This is a genomic window from Apibacter sp. B3706 (assembly GCF_011082725.1).
Taxonomy (GTDB): Bacteria; Bacteroidota; Bacteroidia; order Flavobacteriales; family Weeksellaceae; genus Apibacter.
Genome location: NZ_CP049715.1, coordinates 1,886,175 through 1,903,872, shown reverse-complemented (window position 1 = coordinate 1,903,872; position 17,698 = coordinate 1,886,175). Strand labels below are relative to the sequence as shown.

Below are 17,698 nucleotides of genomic sequence, written 5' to 3'. Positions count from 1 at the left end.
GATATTATAAAGTATAAAATGGGAAATCCTAAAGCATTTTTAACAATAAACAGAAAAGAGGCAGGGTATCGCCCTAGACATGAAAGAATTTCGGATTATGGAGAAGTAGAGCAGACATTAAATACAGAAGATAGATTTTTACAAGCATCTAGATGTATGGACTGCGGAGTTCCATTTTGTCAATACGGTTGTCCATTAGGAAATAAAATGCCTGAATGGCAAGATCTAATTTATAAAAGAAATTGGAAAAGAGCTGCTCGAAGTTTACAATCTACCAACGATTTTCCTGAATTTACAGGCAGAGTATGTCCGGCACCTTGCGAAAAAACTTGTGTATTGGCGATTGAAGATTCGCCTATTACCATTAGAGAAAATGAGGCAGCCGTGATGGAACACGCCTATTCCGAGGGATTCATGAAGCCACAAATTCCAACTGCACGAACAGGAAAAAAAGTAGCAGTTATTGGATCCGGTCCTGCAGGAATGGCAGTAGCCAATCAACTCAATAAAAAAGGACATACTGTAACAGTTTATGAAAAAGATACCAGTATCGGCGGATTGCTTCGTTATGGTATTCCCGATTTTAAATTAAACAAAAATGTAGTTCAAAGACGTGTTGATTTGATGAAGGAGGAGGGCATTGAATTTATAGTCAACACTGAAGTAGGCAAAGATATAAAAGGAAGAGAGATTTTAAAAAATTACGATGCCGTTTGTATAGCCATCGGGTCTCAGTCGCCCAGAGATTTGAAAATTGAGGGAAGGGAACTCAAAGGAGTTCATTACGCAATGGAATATTTAAAAATGCAAAACAAGATTGTTGCTAAAGAAACCATTTCCGAAGAAGAATTTATTAATGCAAAAGGAAAAAATGTTTTGGTAATCGGAGGAGGAGATACCGGTTCCGATTGTATAGGAACGGCTAATCGACAAGGAGCTGCTAATATTATACAAATTGAAATACTATCTAAGCCTAAAGAGTTAAAAGAAGTTGAAAACCGATGGCCCGTACCTTTTCCGGTCTATTTAAAAACTTCTTCTTCACATTTAGAAGGATGTGAGCGAAGATGGTCATTACATACCAAAAGATTTATCGGAGAAGAGGGGAAATTAACCGGAGTGGAAGTAGTAGAAGTTGAATGGGAAAAAGATTCATCAGGAAAATTTACTATGAAAGAAGTGGGAGAACCCGAAATATTAAAAATTGACTTGGCTTTTTTGGCGCTTGGATTTGTCAATCCCATTCAAGAAGGTTTTTTAGAAGAAATGGAGATCATCATGAATGAAAGAAAAAATATTCATACCGATGAAACTAGAAAAACCAATGTGGATAAAATTTTTGCAGCAGGTGATTGTGTGAGCGGTCAATCTTTGGTGGTAACAAGCATCGCTTCCGGAAGAAAAACGGCTAGGCATATAGATGAATTTTTAAGAAACTAGTATATTTTTTAATCTTGGAATAAACTGATAGTTTTATAAAGCTATCAGTTCTTTTTTATTGTAATACTAACTAAATGTATGAAAAATAAAAATTTAAAATATCATATTTTAGCTATAATAACGATTTGTATATGGGGTACTACCTTTATTTCAACCAAAGTATTAATGAATGACGGATTAAGTCCGGTAGAGATCTTTTTATACCGTTTTTTATTAGCTTATATATGTATATGGTTTTTTTCTCCGAAGGTAATTTTTTCAAAAAATTATAAAGATGAATTTCTGTTCTTGTTAATCGGATTATTTGGAGGAACAATATACTTTATAACAGAAAATATAGCTTTGAAGTTATCTTTAACTTCTAATGTATCATTAATATTGTCTACTAATCCCATAGTAACCGCTTTTTTTACTATACTAATAAATAAAAAAGAAAAAGTAACCAAAAATTTAGTATATGGTTCTTTATTAGCTTTATTTGGAGTTTTTTTAGTAATATTTAATGGTAGTTTCATACTCGAGATAAACTTTTGGGGGGATTTATTGGCTTTAACGGCAGTACTTTCTTGGACAATCTATACTTTGATTTTAAATAAGCTCAGTAATACTTATTCCATACTTTTTATAACCCGTAAATTATTTTTTTATGGAATAGTAACTATAATACCTTTTATTTTAATAGCTCCTTTCAAATTTCAAAAAGATTTATTGCTAACTCCTACGGTAATTTTTAATCTTTTATTTTTAGGAATTATAGCATCTATGGTATGTTTTTTTACCTGGAATTTATCAATAAAGAAAATTGGAATTATTAAAACAACCAATTATATCTACTTAGTACCGTTGATAGCAATCATTTCGGCATCAATTATTTTAAAGGAACGTATAACGATGATTACTTTTCTAGGTACCGTATGTATTTTATCGGGGGTGTATGTATCAGAGAACGGAGTAACAATTAAAAGAAAAACAAAATTAAAATATAATAATTAAGTAAAATGTTTACAAAGAAATTTGAAAAAATACTTAGAATTACCTGGTTTATTGTTGCGTTTTTTTTAACCATATACTTGGGATATGCTATGTGGAAAGACAATGCAGAAACACTTTCCCATATACTAATTTTTACCGTAACCGCTTTGCTTGGTTATGTTTGTGTTAATGTATTGGTATATAGATCGCCGATAATATCCAATTTATTGGGAATGTCGGCAAATATTGGCGAGATATATACCCATCTGTTATTTGGAAATGTTGGTATGGCATGTAGCAATCTATATTATTTTATAACTCATATTTTCGGGCTGATTCTATGGACTAAGAAAAAAAATCAAGATCAAGAAGGAAAAATCAAAGTATCAAAAATGAATCAAAAAGCCTTAATATGTACGATCTTATTCTGTATAATAGGAATAATTCTTATGTTTTTCTTGGGTGATTATTTTTTTAAAAAAGATTCTTCTCCTTACATACTTTTACTTAATTGTATTGCTTTTATGATAGGAGTGTCTGATCAATTTACTATGATCATGAGACAACCTTTTTCCTGGGTTTTGTGGAGTGTTAGTAATTTAGTTTGGTTATCATTAAATCTGATTTCGCATAATTATATTTTTGCTGTTCAATCCATATTATATGAAATAAATGCGCTAGTAGGAATATATAAATGGTATACCAATTCTGATAAATAATGCAGCAGATTAAAAAAATAATTATTAGGTAAGTAAACTTCGTATTTAAGTTAAACTTTCTTCAAAACTTAATTATATATTAATGCTTGTTAGCGAGTTGTCCACAGGCTGCATCAATATCATCCCCTCTACTTTTTCTTATTTTAACAATGATATTTTCTTGTTCCAAAGCAGTTACATAGTTTTGAATTATGTTTGAATTGGCTTGAGAATATTTTCCACCTTCTATGGAATTGTATTGTATTAAATTAACTTTTGACGGTATTGATTTACAGAATTTTATTAATGCTCTTATATCTTCATTGCCGTCATTAATTCCTTTCCAAATAATGTATTCCAGTGTAATTCTACTTTTAGTTTTCTGATACCAATAGGATAGGGATTCCATTATACTTGTTAGAGGAAATTTAACACTAAATGGCATTAATTGATTGCGTTTTTCCTCAATGGCTGAATGTAAGGATAAGGCTAATTTAACTTTTAAATTTTCATCTGCTAGTTTTTCAATCAGTTTAGGAATTCCGGAAGTAGAAACGGTAATTCTTCTGGGAGACATTCCTAATCCTTTGTCCTCCGTGATCTTTCGGATTGCATCCGTTACAGAAGAATAATTGAGTAAAGGTTCTCCCATTCCCATAAATACTATATTGGAAAGAGGCTTTTGATGATATTCTCTGCTTTGTTTATCAATTAAGGTTACCTGATCTACGATTTCTGCGGCAGTTAAATTTCTCATTCGTGTTAATTGTGCCGTAGCGCAAAAAGTGCAATCCAAACTGCATCCAACTTGCGAAGAAACACAAGCCGTAGTCCGTTTAGTGGTAGGAATCAGAACCGATTCCACAACATTTCCGTCGTGTAATTTTACGGCATTTTTAATAGTTCCGTCGATAGATCTTTGCATGACGTGGATCTCTGCCGGCTTGATCGAGAAATGATTTTCTAAATTTTCACGTAAAGATTTGGAAAGATTGGTCATCTCTGAAAGAGAATGAGCATTTTTATTCCAGAGCCATTCATAAACCTGTTTGGCTCGAAAAGGTTTTTCTCCTATTGAGGAAAAATAAGCCTCAAGTTCTTGTAAACTTAAGGCTCTTATATCTTTCTTATTTTGATTCAAAGTTACTATAATGCTATAATTAAATGATTAACATGGCATCTCCATAGGAGTAGAATTTATAATTTTCTTTAATAGCTTCTTTGTAAGCTTTCATAATTAAATCATATCCGGCAAAAGCTGAAACCATCATCATTAAAGTTGATTTAGGAGTGTGAAAGTTGGTAATCATGGAATCAGCAATACCAAAATCGTAAGAAGGGAAAATAAATTTATTGGTCCATCCTTCGTATGGATTTAATCGCTTATTAGCAGAAACTGAAGTTTCAATAGCTCTCATGGAAGTTGTACCCACAGCACATACACGGTGTTTGGTCTCAATGGCATGATTTACTATTTTGCAAGTTTTTTCAGAAATGGAAATTTGTTCACTTTCCATTTTATGTTTGGAAAGATCTTCAACTTCTACTGAAGCAAAAGTACCTAATCCTACATGTAAAGTAATTTCAGCAAATTCAATACCTTTAATTTCCAATCTTTTTAACAGATGTTTTGAAAAATGTAGACCTGCCGTTGGAGCAGCAACTGCACCTTCTTCTTTTGCATAGATAGTTTGATATCTTTCAGCATCTTCTGAATCAGGTTTTCTTTTAATATATTTTGGAAGAGGAGTTTCTCCTAATTCTTTTAATTTTCTTCTGAATTCTTCATAAGATCCGTCAAATAAAAAACGTAAGGTTCTTCCTCGAGAAGTAGTATTATCTACAACTTCAGCTACAAGACTGTCATCTTCTGTAAAAAATAATTTATTTCCAATTCTTATTTTTCTTGCAGGATCTACCAATACATCCCAAATTCTTGACTCTGCATCCAGCTCTCTTAATAAAAAAACTTCTATTTGAGCTCCTGTTTTTTCTTTGTTACCATATAAACGAGCCGGAAATACTTTTGTATTATTTAAAATAAATACATCTCCTTCATCAAAATAATCAATGACATCTTTAAATAATTTATGTTCTATTTCTCCTGTATTTTTATGTACCACCATTAGCCTTGCCTCATCTCTGTTTTTGGAAGGTCTATCCGCAAGAAGTTCAGGAGGTAATTTAAAATCAAAATCTGAAGTTTTCATTATTAAAATTATGTTTAGATTACAAATATACAATAAGCATACCCCTAAAGTCAAGTATTTATTTATGTATGCTCTTTATCTAAAGGACTTTTTGGCAAGTTTTTTGAAAATATTAACTTAAATTATAAGTTTTATTGATAAAATAGTAAATGTTAATTATTTAGTCATGATAGAATAATATTTCTAGATTTTATTGGTATCATATAATTTAAAAGTAAATTAATTTTTTTTAAAGTAAATTTCTTTCAAATAAATTTATACTTAGTTAGAGCAATAAGGGTGGAAATATTTCTACCCTTATTTTTTTAAAGAGTAAGTCTTTGTAACTCTTCTATGCTTCCATTAAATACATTGATGTCTACAAAATTTTGTGTAAATCCTTTGACAATCCCCTTTTCAGTAAATTGCCAAAAAATCCATTTTTGGTGCAAAGGACTTTCTATAGGGTTATAGTTTGCTGTCCATATAATGTATTCACTTAAATCAAGATCCGAAATATGATAGATAAAATATGAATCATTAGAATAAATAATGGGCTTTACATTATAGTTTTTTTCAACTAAGTTCAACCAATTGATAAGTCCTGATTTCAATAATTCCAACGATTGATTTTTGGGCAGATCTTCCACGTCAAGTACAGGAGGCAAATCACCTTTATCCAAAGTTACGGTTTTAATAAAGTTTTCTGCTTGTAGGGTAGAATTTCTGTTCACATCATAATAATGATATGCGCCTTTGAGTATTTTTTTTTTCGTAAGATTTTTCCAATTTTTTTTGAAAAAAGCATCCTGAGTAAAAGCACCTCGGGTTGCTCTAACAAAAACAAAGGAGACAGGAATATCTTTATGAATGTCTTGAACGCTATCCCAAAGAATTTTACCTTGATGTTGACTTATATCCAACCCGAAAGCATAATTTTTATATTTTTTAAAAACAGCCTGAATCTTTTCGGCTTCAGATATTTTAATGCTCTTTTGGAAATTTACATTTCCGAATTCACCGATAGCTAATTTTTCTTTTATAATGTAATAATACATAATGAGTGAAGTTCTAAAAAAGAAAAGAACAGATAAAAAAATAATTATACCCGTTAGCCAATAATAGAGTTTATAGGGAATTTCCTTTTTACTGTTTTTCTTGTTTATTCTTCCTTTCATGAAAATATAAAAAAAATAGTAGTTGGTTAATTATGAATTATTTAGTTCATTTGAAATAAGATTATTCAAATTTAAAAAATGCTACATGAATTAAAAAAAATGTCTAGGTAAATTGTGCTTTCCCAAGAAATTTTTTAAGTAAATTAAACTCTTAAAAATTCATATTTTTAAACCCTATAGTTTTATGATACTATTTTTTAAACAATATGTATAATTAGCGGAATGATAATGGCATTATTTTTCGAGGTGGAAGAAAGTAATTAGTTTATTCTTTTATATCGAGAAAATTCTTTACTAACGTTTTAGCTTTATTTTGAGCTTTTTCCAAATTATCATTAATAATAACAGCGTCAAAATCTTTGGCAAAAGAAAGCTCTTCATCCGCTTTTTGAATTCTGGTTAATAAGGATTCTAAATTTTCAGTATTTCTATTTTTCAAACGTTCTTCAAGATCTTTTAAAGAAGGAGGCGCTATAAAAATTGCCAATGCTCTATCTTTAAATTGTTTTTTAAGATTAAGTCCACCCCTTACATCAATATCGAAAATAACATGCTTCCCTTGGTTCCATAATCTTTCTATCTCTGAATGAAGAGTCCCGTAATATCGTCCTTTATAAACCTCTTCATATTCAATAAATTCATTATTTTTTATTTTTTCCTGAAATTGTTCTTCAGTAAGAAAATAATAATCTTTTCCATCAACTTCATTTTCTCTTTTAGGACGTGTTGTACAGGAAATAGAGAATGAAATTTCAGGAAATATGGATAAAAGATATTGAACAATGGTTGTTTTTCCGGCACCGGAAGGAGCTGAAAAAATAATTAATTTGCCTTCCATAGGCTTTCCCGGAAGCAATTCTTTTAGTTGAAACGTATCATTTCCCGGTTTTTGATAGATTAACCCCATGAATTAATTATAAAACGTTATTAGTTTGTTCTTTTATTTTTTCAAGTTCGTCTTTCATTAGTACGACTAATTTTTGAATTTCAGAATGATTGGCTTTAGAACCAATAGTATTGATCTCTCTTCCCATTTCTTGGGCAATAAAACCTAATTTTTTTCCGGCTTGATCTTCTTCTTCAATTACTTTAAAAAAATATTCACAATGTTGTTTTAAGCGTACTTTTTCTTCATTAATATCTAATTTCTCAATATAATATACAAGTTCTTGGTGAAAACGCTGTTCATCAAATTGGACTTTCAATTCAGATAATAGTTTTTCTAATTTCTGCCTTACGGAATCCACTCTTTCTTGTTCGTATTTTTCAATTTCAGATAATGAAATGAGAATATTTTGAGTGTATTTTTTTAAAACGTTTTCTAAAGACTTTCCTTCTTCAGCTCTAAAATCGTTTACTTTTTCAATAGAAGCGTTTAGACATTCTAAAACCAAAATCCATTCATCATCACTAATTTCGATTTCTTGATTAGTAAATACTTCAGGCATTCTTATAGCCATCTTAAGGAAATCCAAGGGTGTGCCTTCTATTTGTAATTCTTCCAAATTGGAAATATAATTTTTAACAGCATTTACATTGATTCGAGAATTATTTTCTGCACCTAAATTTTCAATAACTATAGAAAAATCTATTTTTCCTCTTACTAATTTATTTCTGATAATTTTTCTTAATTCCAGCTCTTTATTTCTATATCTAGGCGATATCCTTACAAATAAATCAAGTGATTTACTGTTAAGGGTTTTAATTTCAATTGAAATTTTTAAATTTTCTGTATTGACTTCTGACTTACCATAGCCAGTCATTGATTGTAACATAGTTAATAAAAATATGGTTATAACTAAGCGTAGTTAATTTAAATGTAGTTTGCAATTAAAAGAACTGCAAAATTAACCTTTTTTTAATTCAATTATAGTTATTTCCGGCCAAATTCCTACTCTTCCCGGAAATCCTATAAAACCAAATCCACGGTTTACATAAAGGTATTTATCCTTTTCTTGATATAAATCCGCCCATTTAGGGTATCTATATTTGATAGGAGACCATTTTATAACGCCGGGAATTTCTATTCCAAACTGCATTCCGTGAGTATGGCCTGATAAGGTAAGATGCATTTTCTTTGAGAAATTTTTTACAATAGCATCAAAATGGGAGGGATCATGTGATAATAAAATATTGAATTCACCATCTTTAATGTTTTGAGAAGCAATTTCTATATCTCCATCTTTAGGAAAATGTCCTGCTCCCCAATTTTTAACTCCTACAATGTTAATGAATTGGTTATCTTTATAAAGTCTTATAGATTCATTTCTTAATAATTTCCAATCAATGGATTTATGATATTCGTTTAATTGATCAATATTTTTTTGTTGAGCAATTTCATTCTTTCCAAAAACATAAACCCCATAATCATGATTACCCAAAATAGAATATTTGCCGTCTTTTGCTTTTATGGTTTTTAACAAAGGAAGCCACGGTTCCATTTCATCCGCCAGATTATTAACAGAATCCCCAGTAAAGACAAACAAATCTGCATTTTGGTCATTTAGAAGTTTTATTCCTCTGGCAACCTTATCATAATCCTTAGTGTTAAAACTTCCCAAATGAATGTCTGAAAGTTGAGCAATTCTATACCCGTCAAAATTTTCGGGTAGATCAGGAAATTTTATGGTAACTTTTCTTACTCTAAAATCAAATTTACCCCAAACAATACCTTCAATAATAGATAAAAAAGGAATACTTGCAAGTCCTAAACCAATAGCACTTATAGCCTTTCTTCTTTCAGGTAAATATGCGTCATTTGCAGATGGTTTTGATGTAACTTTTCTAACTAAAAAAGTCAGCATTCTTATGAGGTCCTCAAAAATGATCGTTATTGCCAAAACAAATTTCGGAACGAAAACAATCATAAAAAAACCTAATAAAAAATGAACTTGCCCTTTGTTATTTCTATCAATAAAAATGGACCAAATAAGAATAATCAATAAAGCACTAATTGAAAAACCTAACCAGTATTTTCTAAAAAGTTTATTAGTTGTCAATACTTTAATAGCTTGATAGCAATAATATTCAACAATTAATGATACAATAAATAATATTCCTATTATAGAGCCCAATGTATTTTTGAATTTTCAGTAATTAAATTTTATGGCATTCTATACAAAATTGCATTGATATTCATCCCTGCACCTACTGAGGCAAATATGACCAAATCATTGGATTTCAAAGTTTGGTTTAAAAAGTTACCTTTAACCATCATGTCATACATCGTGGGTATGGTTGCTACAGAAGAATTACCGAATTTTTGTATAGTCATGGGAGCAATTCCTTCCGGAATATCGGTTACCTTTAATTTATATAATTTAAAAACTCTTTCTAATATAGCATGATCCATTTTTGCATTCGCTTGATGGATAAGTACCTTATTTATATCGGATATGGTGTATCCGGCATCATCGATCACTTTTTTTACGACTTGAGGAACGTAAGTTAGGGCATATTCATATACTTTTCTTCCTTTCATTCGGATGTTAGCTTTCGATCCGACATAATTAGGATTTAAAGAGGAGTCTGTAGCAATATAAGATACTTCTTCTCCATTATCGCTTCTGGTATAATGATGAAGAATACCTACCGGTTTATCGGTTTCTCTGGATTCAAGTATTACACCTGCTGCTCCATCAGAAAAAATCATACAATTTCTGTCATAAGGATCAACAGTTCTGGATAGAGTTTCAGAACCTATAACCAATATTTTCTTTGCCACTTTTGCTTTTAATAATTGGTCGGCTAAAATCATCCCTTCATTCCATCCCGGACATCCAAAGTTCATATCATAGGGCTTACACAAAATATTTTTGATACCAATCTTTTTCTTGGTTAAAGCGGCTATGGAAGGCATAATTCTTACTTGTCTTTCATTAGCATCGATATCTCCAAAATTGTGAGCTACGATAACATAATCGAGTTCTTCCTTATTTATTCCTGCGTTTTCAATTGCTAATCTACCTACTTCAGCTGCCAAATCAGAATTCATCACATTGTCATCGTCAACGTAACGTCTTTCAGTTATTTCAGTGATATCTGCAAATTTTTTAATAATTTCTGGAGTCGGTTTCGTTATGGGTTCCCTGTTTTCATCATAAAAAGTAATTCCTTCAAAATTGCTATTTGGAACGACTTTCTTAGGTAAGTACGATCCAGAGCCAGTTATAATACTTTGCAACATATTAAATTTGTGATATTATTCTTGATAATAATTTGACAAATTTATGTAATAATTACTAAAAAATCTATTATATTGTTACCTTTGTGCATCAAAGTAAGGTTATATGCTGAATAAAAATTCCTTACAAGGATTATTGATAGCGTTATTTATAGGATTAATTTCATTTTTTATATACAAGTTTTATATTGAAAAGAATGATGAATTTTTGTTGGATAATCCCAACAAGGAAGAAATTAAAGTATTTTTAAATGGAAAAAGTTATTTACTCGCGGGAGGACAATCTCTGTCAATTCCTGTTAATTCGGGTAAGAATACAATTTCATGTCAAAATAAACAGGGGAATATTATTTTAAAAGATACTTTTTTTGTAATAACTAAAAATAAAAGGGGGCTTATTAATCCTTCTTTAGCAACCTATTTCACTTTTAGAAGATATTATGGTCATATAAAAAACAGAGACTCCATATATCGAGCCCATCGAAAAAATATCAATGGAAAAGAGTTTATAGGTGAAATTGGCGAATACAACCAATTAGTAATACAAGATTTCTATTATAATATTAATCAAAATTTTCCTAAAATAATTAATAAAGTAGATTCCATAGAATCAAGGATTAAATTATTCAGAAAAAACCAATTTTTAGAGTTTTATCGGTCTACATTTGAATAAAACAGTTACTTTTGTAAGTTGAGAACAGCAAATTAATAATATGCCAAATATTGTAAAGCCATATAACGAAACAGAAAGTAAAAAGAAACAGGTTGAACAGATGTTTGATAATATATCTGAAAATTATGACTTCTTAAACAGATTGTTATCTTTTAACATTGATGTTTATTGGCGGAATCAATTAGAAAAAAAAGTGGTGGCATATAACCCCGAAAAAATATTAGATGTTGCTACAGGAACGGCTGATTTGGCAATTGAACATGCTAAAAAAACAAAAGCTTCAATTACCGGTTTAGACTTGTCCCAAAAAATGTTGGATTACGGTCAAGCTAAAATAAATAAAAAAGGGCTGAAAGACAGAATAAAATTAGTTAAAGGAGACGCTGAAAATTTACCTTTTCAAGAAGGAGAATTTGATATTGTAACAGTATCCTTCGGAGTTCGTAATTTCGAAAATTTAGAAAAAGGTATTTCTGAAATGGGAAGAGTACTTAAAAAGGGAGGAAAATTGTTAATCTTAGAATTTTCAAAACCTAGTGGTTTTTTTGCTCCTTTTTTTATGTTCTATTTTAAAAATATATTACCCGGCATAGGAAAAATAATTTCAGGAGATTCACGAGCGTATACATATTTACCCAATTCCGTTGATGCTATGCCCTATGGGGAAAATATGAAAAACTTGATCCTTAAAAATGGATTTAAGGAGGCAAGCTTTAGAAGATTGACATTTGGAGTAGCCACTGTCTATGAGGGAATAAAATAAATAAATAAAAAAATCGTTTTCTCTACTATGAAGAAATTAGTCATAGTTTTATTATTAATAGTAATACATTGTGGAGTTAATGCGCAGTTCCGTTCAAGAGACGTTATGGAAAGGTATACTGATTTTGATGATCAGGAATTTTCCTGGGGGTATTATTTAGCAATGAATTATTTTGATTTAAAAATTCATCCCAACAAAGAAGGTTTAGAACATACCGGCAGATATTTAGTTGATGTGGATTCTAAAGGAGGATTTACTGTAGGCTTAATTGGTAAAATGAAAGTTCATGACTACGTTGATTTGAGGTTGGAACCGGCTATGCACTTCACACAACGCGATTTAATTTTTAATAATGTTCAAAAGATCATCGATGAAGAAATTGCCAATGGTCTGGAAACTACTTACACAGAACAAGATGTCAAACGAAATGTAAAATCTACATATTTAGATTTTCCGTTATTTTTAAATTTTCACGGGGACCGATGGTATAATTCCAGACCTTATGTACAGGCCGGTTTAAGTTGGTTAATAAACTTACAAAGTAATGAGAAAAAAGAAAAGGATAATACCGATCAAATCTTCCGAATGAAAACTAATAACTTTTCTTATCAATTAGAAGCCGGTATAGAGCTTTACTTTAAGCGATTTAAAATGACTCCTTCAGTAAGGGGAATATTCTTTTTCAATAATGAATTAGTTGCAGATAATCCGGGAACTCCTCCGTACTGGGCAGGTGCATTAAAGTCGATACATACCAGAGCTGTCGTCTTTTCAATTAAATTCGAATAATCATTTTTAAATCTTTTTTTATACCGTTTTTTGTTGTTATTAATTATTTAAAATTTTAGCTATTTTGGTCTGCCGATTCTTTTTTTCTGCTAATTTATCGGCATATAATAAATTAAAAGTTAAAATGGAGTTATTTCAATTTATCAACAACTTGTTGAAATAATTCAGTATAATTAACTTAAAAACATCATATAAAATTTTAAATTTTACTGCAGGGATTTGTTAATTAAAACAATGTTGATGAAATTTTGTTGGATAAACTATTATATTAGGATATTAACTTTTTTAAAAAAGAATTTCATATATTTGCAAGAGAGTTAGAATAGTAAATTTTTCATTCTAATATGGAAGAGATTATTCAGGGAATTAATGATTTGGAAAATAAGATTCTCGAATTAAAGAAGGAAAATGAAGAATTGAAAAGAAAAAATGAATATCTAGAAAATTCTCTTTTAAAAAATGAAGATAAATTTATTCAGAAAGAAAAACAATATAAAGAACTTGAAGAGCTTAATAAAAGATTGAAAGTTATTAATGCAATTTCGGGAAGTGGAGAATATAAGAAGTTGATGAAATTGCAGATGAATAGAATGATTAAAGAAATAGATGCATGTATTTCAGAATTGCAGAATTCATAAATAAAAATGTCTCAAAAAGTAAATATACGAGTAGCGGGAAGAAATTACCCCTTAGTAGTACAAAGTGAGGAAGAAGAGATATTACGAATTGCTGCAAAAAAAATAGAAAAATACATTAATACTTTTGAAAAAAACTATAACATTTCTGAAAAACAAGATGCTTTAGCTATGGCGGCTTTACAACTAGCTTCAGAATTAGAAAACATTTTAAGGGAAAAATCTCAAGAACAAAATGAAATTTTGCTTAAAATAAAGAAAATAAAAAAATTGTTATAGATAAAGTAACGCATTTCCAAATAGATCATAGAATTTAAAATTAAATGTAGAACAAAGATATAACCTACATTGATTCTAACTCAATTTAGTAAACTCAACACGAATTGACTGACTGAGTGATTGTTTTTTTTAATGGCGGGCTGCCTCTCATCTTTTCAGATGATTTGATAGCAATATCAACAGCAGATTACAGAGAAAAAAGCATAGCTTGAATCCTGTTTATTGGAGTTTACTTAAATCAAAGTTTAATAGGATTGATGTAGGTTTTTTTATATAAATTAATTGTATGAATGTAACGATAATATTTGAGTTAATCGCCACCCTTTTTATTGGGGGATTTATAGGATACTTCTTATCGAAAAGTTCTCTAAATAAATATAGAGAAAATAAATTAAAAGAAGCAGAAGACAAAGCTGCTGCGATCTTAAAGGAAGGAGAGCTTAAGGCCGAAAACATTAAGCAGGAAAAAATGCTTCAAGCAAAAGAAAAATTCTTAGAATTAAAATTACAACACGAAGAGCAAATTAATCAAAGAGAAAAGAAAATGCTTGAAGTGGAAAAAAGAATTAAAGACAAAGAAACGAAGCTGAATGACGAATTGCATCAGAATAATATTCAGAAAAAGCAATTAGATCAAGCCATAAATGATAATCAGATTAAAGCGGAAACGCTAACCAAAAAACAAGCTGAATTAAATCAAATGCATGAACAGCAGGTAGAAATATTAGAAAAAATTTCAGGATATTCTGCTGAAGATGCAAAAGCTGAATTGGTGGAAGCGCTAAAGCAGGAAGCAAGATCCAGAGCTCAAGCTCAAATTCAAGCCATTGTTGAAGAAGCGCAGTTAAATGCAAAGGCGGAAGCCAAAAAAATTATTGTACAAACCATTCAGAGGGTAGGTACTGAACAAGCAATTGAAAACTCGGTATCTGTTTTTAATATAGAATCAGATGAAATAAAAGGTAGGATTATAGGAAGAGAAGGGCGTAATATTCGGGCCTTAGAAGCAGTTACAGGGGTTGAAATTATTGTTGATGATACTCCTGAAGCAATATTACTTTCTTGTTTTGATCCGGTTAGGAGAGAAGTAGCCAGATTATCTTTACATAGACTGGTAACCGACGGAAGAATCCATCCGGCAAGAATTGAAGAAATTGTAGCTAAAACCCAGCAACAGATAGAAGAAGAAATTATAGAGATCGGTAAAAAGACCATTATCGACTTAGGAATTCATGGATTACATCCTGAATTAGTAAAAATGGTCGGTAGAATGAAATATCGTTCTTCCTACGGACAAAACCTTTTACAGCATTCAAGAGAGGTTGCTAATATAGCAGGAATTTTAGCTTCCGAACTTGGGCTTAATCCAAAAATCGCAAAGCGTGCCGGATTATTGCATGATATTGGAAAAGTTCCTGAAGAAGAATCCGAGTATCCTCATGCAATATTAGGGATGCAATGGGCGGAAAAATATGGAGAAAATCAAACCGTTGTTAATGCCATCGGTGCCCACCATGATGAAATTGAAATGAAGAGTTTGATTGCGCCTATTATTCAAGTAGCGGATGCAATTAGCGGTGCAAGACCGGGAGCAAGGAGACAAGTAGTAGAATCATATATTCAAAGACTTAGAGACCTAGAAAATGTAGCATTAAGTTTTGATGGCGTTAATACAGCTTATGCAATTCAAGCCGGTAGAGAATTACGCGTAATGGTTCAAAGTGAAAAAATAGACGATCAGAAAGCATCACAATTGTCTTTTGAAATAAGTGAAAAAATTCAAAATGAATTAACATATCCGGGACAGGTTAAAGTAACTGTTATTCGAGAAACGAGAGCTGTTAATATAGCCAGGTAGACTGTTTACTTAATAGATAAAAATAAAAAACTTTAAAATTAATTTTAAAGTTTTTTTTATTTTAGATTATAACAATATTCAAATTTATACTTCAATCCGATTATACATCTCCTTCTTCGGGAAGATCTTCATCAACAGTAATATCAATACCCTCAATTTTTGTTTTTTGAAGGGCATTTGATTTTAATTTCACATATTCTCTTCTAGTTTTATAAATTTTTATGGCATCAAAAATTGCCTGTTCAAATGATTTTGCATCCGCAATTCCTTGTCCGGCTATCGAATAAGCTGTTCCATGATTGGGTTCAGTATGAACTACAGATAATCCACCGGTAAAATTTACGCCGTATTCATAAGCTAGAGTTTTAAAAGGAATAAGCCCTTGATCGTGATACATTGCTAATATTCCATCAAAAGAAGTATAAATACAAGGCGAGAAAAAACTATCAGCAGAGTAAGGACCAAAGGAGAGAATGCCTCGATCAAAAGAATCTTTAACCGCCGGCTCAATACAATTAATTTCTTCTCTTCCCAATAGACCATTTTCTCCAGCATGTGGATTTAATCCTAAAACCGCAATTTTAGGTTTTTCAATACAGAAGTCTTGAATTAAAGTGGTATGTAAAGCTTTAATTTGCTTTTTAATTAACTCTTTACTTAATAGTTCAGAGACTTTGGATATTGGAGTATTAAACGTAGCAAATGCAATCCTTAAATCGTTGTTTTCTAAAAGTAAATGGGCTTTCTCCTTAAGAGTATTTTCAAGATATTCCGTATGATTTAAAAAATTTAATCCTTGGGTTTGCATGCTTTCCCAATTTAGAGGAGCAGTAACCAAAACATCCACGGAACCTTGTTTTAAAGCGTCAACAGCAGCTAATAAAGAAGTTTTAGCTATTTTGGCACCTTCTTCGGTTGAATTGCCAAAACTAATAGAAACATTTTCTTTCCATAAATTCACAACGTTTATTTTTCCTTGAATAGCTTCTTCAGCTTTAAATATACCTTGAAAATAGATAGAATTTAATCCGAAAATATTTTTTTGATAGGATAATAATTTAGTAGATGCAAAAATAACCGGTGTAAAGAAATCCAAGATTTCTTTATTTTGAAGGGTTTTCAATATTACTTCAATTCCTATACCGTTAGGGTCTCCTATACTAATTCCTATTTTTAGCTTATTATTTTTAACGCTCATATATGAACTGTGAAATTTATTATAACAAAAGTAGAAAAAAATATATACTTAATTTATAATAATTTAATAAAATAGAAATATTGCTATATTAAATAAAGCTTTTTAATTTATAAATCAACAATAATTATAAATTAAAAACAAAATATTAGAGAGTTTAAATATTGCCAATAGACTATTTAAAAAAAATTATAAAATGGTACTTTTGAATAAAAATTGAATATGTTTACAGGTATTGTAGAAGAAATGGGAAAGATAGTTAATATGGAAAAAATAGATGAAAATCTCTCCATATCAATATCTGCTTCATTTATTGATGAATTAAAAATAGATCAAAGTATAGCTCATAATGGAACATGTCTAACAGTTGTAGATATAAATCCGGAATTTTATACGGTAACAGCTATTGCTGAAACATTAAAAAAAACTCATTTTTCAACTCTTACCATTGGTGATCATATTAATCTGGAAAGATGTGTTAAAGTATCAGATAGATTAGACGGACATATTGTACAGGGACATGTAGATCAAGTAGGGGAATTGAAATCGATAGAAAATCAAGAAGGAAGTTTTTTATTAACTTTTACCTATGCAGATAAACAAATCACCGTGGAAAAAGGTTCAATCACTGTGAATGGAGTGAGTTTAACGGTGGTAGATAGTAAGGATAATGAGTTTTCAGTTGCAATTATTCCGTATACATGGGATCATACAAATTTTAAATATCTGAAAATTGGAGATAAAGTAAATTTAGAATTTGATATTATTGGTAAGTATATACAGAAATTGTATGGTTTATATAAGTAAAAAAAAACTTAATTCAAAATAAAAGACCTTTACCAATTG

At 30.3% G+C, this 17,698-nt stretch carries 18 protein-coding genes; 10 read left to right on the top strand and 8 right to left on the bottom strand.

What is annotated here, in order from left to right:
- Nucleotides 1-18: 18 nt before the first annotated feature.
- The 3 genes from G8C41_RS08315 (at nucleotide 19) to pnuC (ending at nucleotide 3,131) form a co-directional block, all read left to right on the top strand.
- Nucleotides 19-1,440 carry a glutamate synthase subunit beta gene (locus G8C41_RS08315; RefSeq protein ID WP_166007213.1) on the top strand — a complete coding sequence of 474 codons (1,422 nt, stop codon included), beginning with the start codon at nucleotides 19-21 and terminating at the stop codon, nucleotides 1,438-1,440.
- A gap of 78 nt (nucleotides 1,441-1,518) precedes the next feature.
- A complete protein-coding gene (locus G8C41_RS08310; protein WP_166007211.1) occupies nucleotides 1,519-2,433 on the top strand; it encodes a DMT family transporter in 915 nt (304 codons plus the stop codon).
- A 5-nt stretch (nucleotides 2,434-2,438) separates the two neighbouring features.
- Nucleotides 2,439-3,131, top strand: coding sequence for a nicotinamide riboside transporter PnuC (gene pnuC / locus G8C41_RS08305; RefSeq protein ID WP_166007209.1), 693 nt, complete (start codon nucleotides 2,439-2,441; stop codon nucleotides 3,129-3,131).
- A gap of 79 nt (nucleotides 3,132-3,210) precedes the next feature.
- On the opposite strand, the gene rlmN is transcribed toward pnuC, so the two are convergent.
- The 7 genes from rlmN to G8C41_RS08270 all read right to left on the bottom strand — a co-directional run bounded on the left by rlmN (nucleotide 3,211) and on the right by G8C41_RS08270 (nucleotide 10,663).
- Nucleotides 3,211-4,251, bottom strand: coding sequence for a 23S rRNA (adenine(2503)-C(2))-methyltransferase RlmN (gene rlmN, locus G8C41_RS08300; protein WP_166005227.1), 1,041 nt, complete (start codon nucleotides 4,249-4,251; stop codon nucleotides 3,211-3,213).
- A gap of 19 nt (nucleotides 4,252-4,270) precedes the next feature.
- Nucleotides 4,271-5,320, bottom strand: coding sequence for a tRNA preQ1(34) S-adenosylmethionine ribosyltransferase-isomerase QueA (gene queA, locus G8C41_RS08295; protein ID WP_105296330.1), 1,050 nt, complete (start codon nucleotides 5,318-5,320; stop codon nucleotides 4,271-4,273).
- 305 nt (nucleotides 5,321-5,625) lie between these two features.
- Nucleotides 5,626-6,477 (bottom strand): glycoside hydrolase family 25 protein, encoded by an 852-nt coding sequence (locus G8C41_RS08290; RefSeq protein ID WP_166007207.1) that lies wholly within the window; start codon nucleotides 6,475-6,477, stop codon nucleotides 5,626-5,628.
- A gap of 265 nt (nucleotides 6,478-6,742) precedes the next feature.
- Nucleotides 6,743-7,384, bottom strand: coding sequence for a guanylate kinase (gmk, locus tag G8C41_RS08285; protein WP_317164154.1), 642 nt, complete (start codon nucleotides 7,382-7,384; stop codon nucleotides 6,743-6,745).
- A 7-nt stretch (nucleotides 7,385-7,391) separates the two neighbouring features.
- The gene (locus tag G8C41_RS08280) at nucleotides 7,392-8,252 is read right to left on the bottom strand and encodes a YicC family protein (protein WP_166007205.1); all 861 of its coding nucleotides are present in this window, start codon (nucleotides 8,250-8,252) and stop codon (nucleotides 7,392-7,394) included.
- A gap of 72 nt (nucleotides 8,253-8,324) precedes the next feature.
- A complete protein-coding gene (locus G8C41_RS08275) occupies nucleotides 8,325-9,551 on the bottom strand; it encodes a metallophosphoesterase (protein WP_166007202.1) in 1,227 nt (408 codons plus the stop codon).
- 29 nt (nucleotides 9,552-9,580) lie between these two features.
- Nucleotides 9,581-10,663 carry a 3-oxoacyl-ACP synthase III family protein gene (locus tag G8C41_RS08270; protein ID WP_105296326.1) on the bottom strand — a complete coding sequence of 361 codons (1,083 nt, stop codon included), beginning with the start codon at nucleotides 10,661-10,663 and terminating at the stop codon, nucleotides 9,581-9,583.
- A 103-nt stretch (nucleotides 10,664-10,766) separates the two neighbouring features.
- Here G8C41_RS08270 and G8C41_RS08265 point away from each other — a divergent pair, with 103 nt between their 5' ends.
- The 6 genes from G8C41_RS08265 (at nucleotide 10,767) to rny (ending at nucleotide 15,657) form a co-directional block, all read left to right on the top strand.
- Nucleotides 10,767-11,333, top strand: a complete 567-nt coding sequence (locus G8C41_RS08265; protein WP_166007201.1) for a hypothetical protein — start codon at nucleotides 10,767-10,769, stop codon at nucleotides 11,331-11,333.
- Nucleotides 11,334-11,373: 40 nt separating this feature from the next.
- A complete protein-coding gene (ubiE, locus tag G8C41_RS08260) occupies nucleotides 11,374-12,096 on the top strand; it encodes a bifunctional demethylmenaquinone methyltransferase/2-methoxy-6-polyprenyl-1,4-benzoquinol methylase UbiE (protein WP_160568561.1) in 723 nt (240 codons plus the stop codon).
- A gap of 27 nt (nucleotides 12,097-12,123) precedes the next feature.
- Nucleotides 12,124-12,885, top strand: coding sequence for a porin family protein (locus tag G8C41_RS08255; RefSeq protein ID WP_160542495.1), 762 nt, complete (start codon nucleotides 12,124-12,126; stop codon nucleotides 12,883-12,885).
- 344 nt (nucleotides 12,886-13,229) lie between these two features.
- Nucleotides 13,230-13,523 (top strand): hypothetical protein, encoded by a 294-nt coding sequence (locus G8C41_RS08250; protein ID WP_105296322.1) that lies wholly within the window; start codon nucleotides 13,230-13,232, stop codon nucleotides 13,521-13,523.
- 6 nt (nucleotides 13,524-13,529) lie between these two features.
- Nucleotides 13,530-13,799, top strand: coding sequence for a cell division protein ZapA (locus tag G8C41_RS08245; RefSeq protein WP_105296321.1), 270 nt, complete (start codon nucleotides 13,530-13,532; stop codon nucleotides 13,797-13,799).
- 286 nt (nucleotides 13,800-14,085) lie between these two features.
- The gene (rny, locus tag G8C41_RS08240; RefSeq protein WP_105296320.1) at nucleotides 14,086-15,657 is read left to right on the top strand and encodes a ribonuclease Y; all 1,572 of its coding nucleotides are present in this window, start codon (nucleotides 14,086-14,088) and stop codon (nucleotides 15,655-15,657) included.
- A 100-nt stretch (nucleotides 15,658-15,757) separates the two neighbouring features.
- On the opposite strand, the gene pdxA is transcribed toward rny, so the two are convergent.
- The gene (gene pdxA, locus G8C41_RS08235; RefSeq protein ID WP_166007199.1) at nucleotides 15,758-16,855 is read right to left on the bottom strand and encodes a 4-hydroxythreonine-4-phosphate dehydrogenase PdxA; all 1,098 of its coding nucleotides are present in this window, start codon (nucleotides 16,853-16,855) and stop codon (nucleotides 15,758-15,760) included.
- Between the two features lie 219 nt (nucleotides 16,856-17,074).
- Between pdxA and G8C41_RS08230 the strand changes: the two genes are divergently transcribed.
- On the top strand, nucleotides 17,075-17,659 hold the full coding sequence (locus G8C41_RS08230; RefSeq protein ID WP_166007197.1) for a riboflavin synthase: 585 nt from the start codon (nucleotides 17,075-17,077) through the stop codon (nucleotides 17,657-17,659).
- Nucleotides 17,660-17,698: the final 39 nt, after the last annotated feature.

Excerpts from the sequence above, each read along its gene's own strand:
- pnuC (WP_166007209.1), top strand. The coding sequence starts at position 2,439 with ATGTTTACAAAGAAATTTGAAAAAATACTTAGAATTACCTGGTTTATT.
- G8C41_RS08290 (WP_166007207.1), bottom strand. The coding sequence starts at position 6,477 with ATGAAAGGAAGAATAAACAAGAAAAACAGTAAAAAGGAAATTCCCTAT.
- rny (WP_105296320.1), top strand. The coding sequence starts at position 14,086 with ATGAATGTAACGATAATATTTGAGTTAATCGCCACCCTTTTTATTGGG.
- pdxA (WP_166007199.1), bottom strand. The coding sequence starts at position 16,855 with ATGAGCGTTAAAAATAATAAGCTAAAAATAGGAATTAGTATAGGAGAC.
- G8C41_RS08230 (WP_166007197.1), top strand. The coding sequence starts at position 17,075 with ATGTTTACAGGTATTGTAGAAGAAATGGGAAAGATAGTTAATATGGAA.
- G8C41_RS08250 (WP_105296322.1), top strand. The coding sequence starts at position 13,230 with ATGGAAGAGATTATTCAGGGAATTAATGATTTGGAAAATAAGATTCTC.
- G8C41_RS08280 (WP_166007205.1), bottom strand. The coding sequence starts at position 8,252 with ATGTTACAATCAATGACTGGCTATGGTAAGTCAGAAGTCAATACAGAA.
- G8C41_RS08255 (WP_160542495.1), top strand. The coding sequence starts at position 12,124 with ATGAAGAAATTAGTCATAGTTTTATTATTAATAGTAATACATTGTGGA.
- G8C41_RS08270 (WP_105296326.1), bottom strand. The coding sequence starts at position 10,663 with ATGTTGCAAAGTATTATAACTGGCTCTGGATCGTACTTACCTAAGAAA.
- G8C41_RS08310 (WP_166007211.1), top strand. The coding sequence starts at position 1,519 with ATGAAAAATAAAAATTTAAAATATCATATTTTAGCTATAATAACGATT.
- ubiE (WP_160568561.1), top strand. The coding sequence starts at position 11,374 with ATGCCAAATATTGTAAAGCCATATAACGAAACAGAAAGTAAAAAGAAA.
- G8C41_RS08245 (WP_105296321.1), top strand. The coding sequence starts at position 13,530 with ATGTCTCAAAAAGTAAATATACGAGTAGCGGGAAGAAATTACCCCTTA.
- gmk (WP_317164154.1), bottom strand. The coding sequence starts at position 7,384 with ATGGGGTTAATCTATCAAAAACCGGGAAATGATACGTTTCAACTAAAA.
- G8C41_RS08265 (WP_166007201.1), top strand. The coding sequence starts at position 10,767 with ATGCTGAATAAAAATTCCTTACAAGGATTATTGATAGCGTTATTTATA.
- G8C41_RS08315 (WP_166007213.1), top strand. The coding sequence starts at position 19 with ATGGGAAATCCTAAAGCATTTTTAACAATAAACAGAAAAGAGGCAGGG.
- queA (WP_105296330.1), bottom strand. The coding sequence starts at position 5,320 with ATGAAAACTTCAGATTTTGATTTTAAATTACCTCCTGAACTTCTTGCG.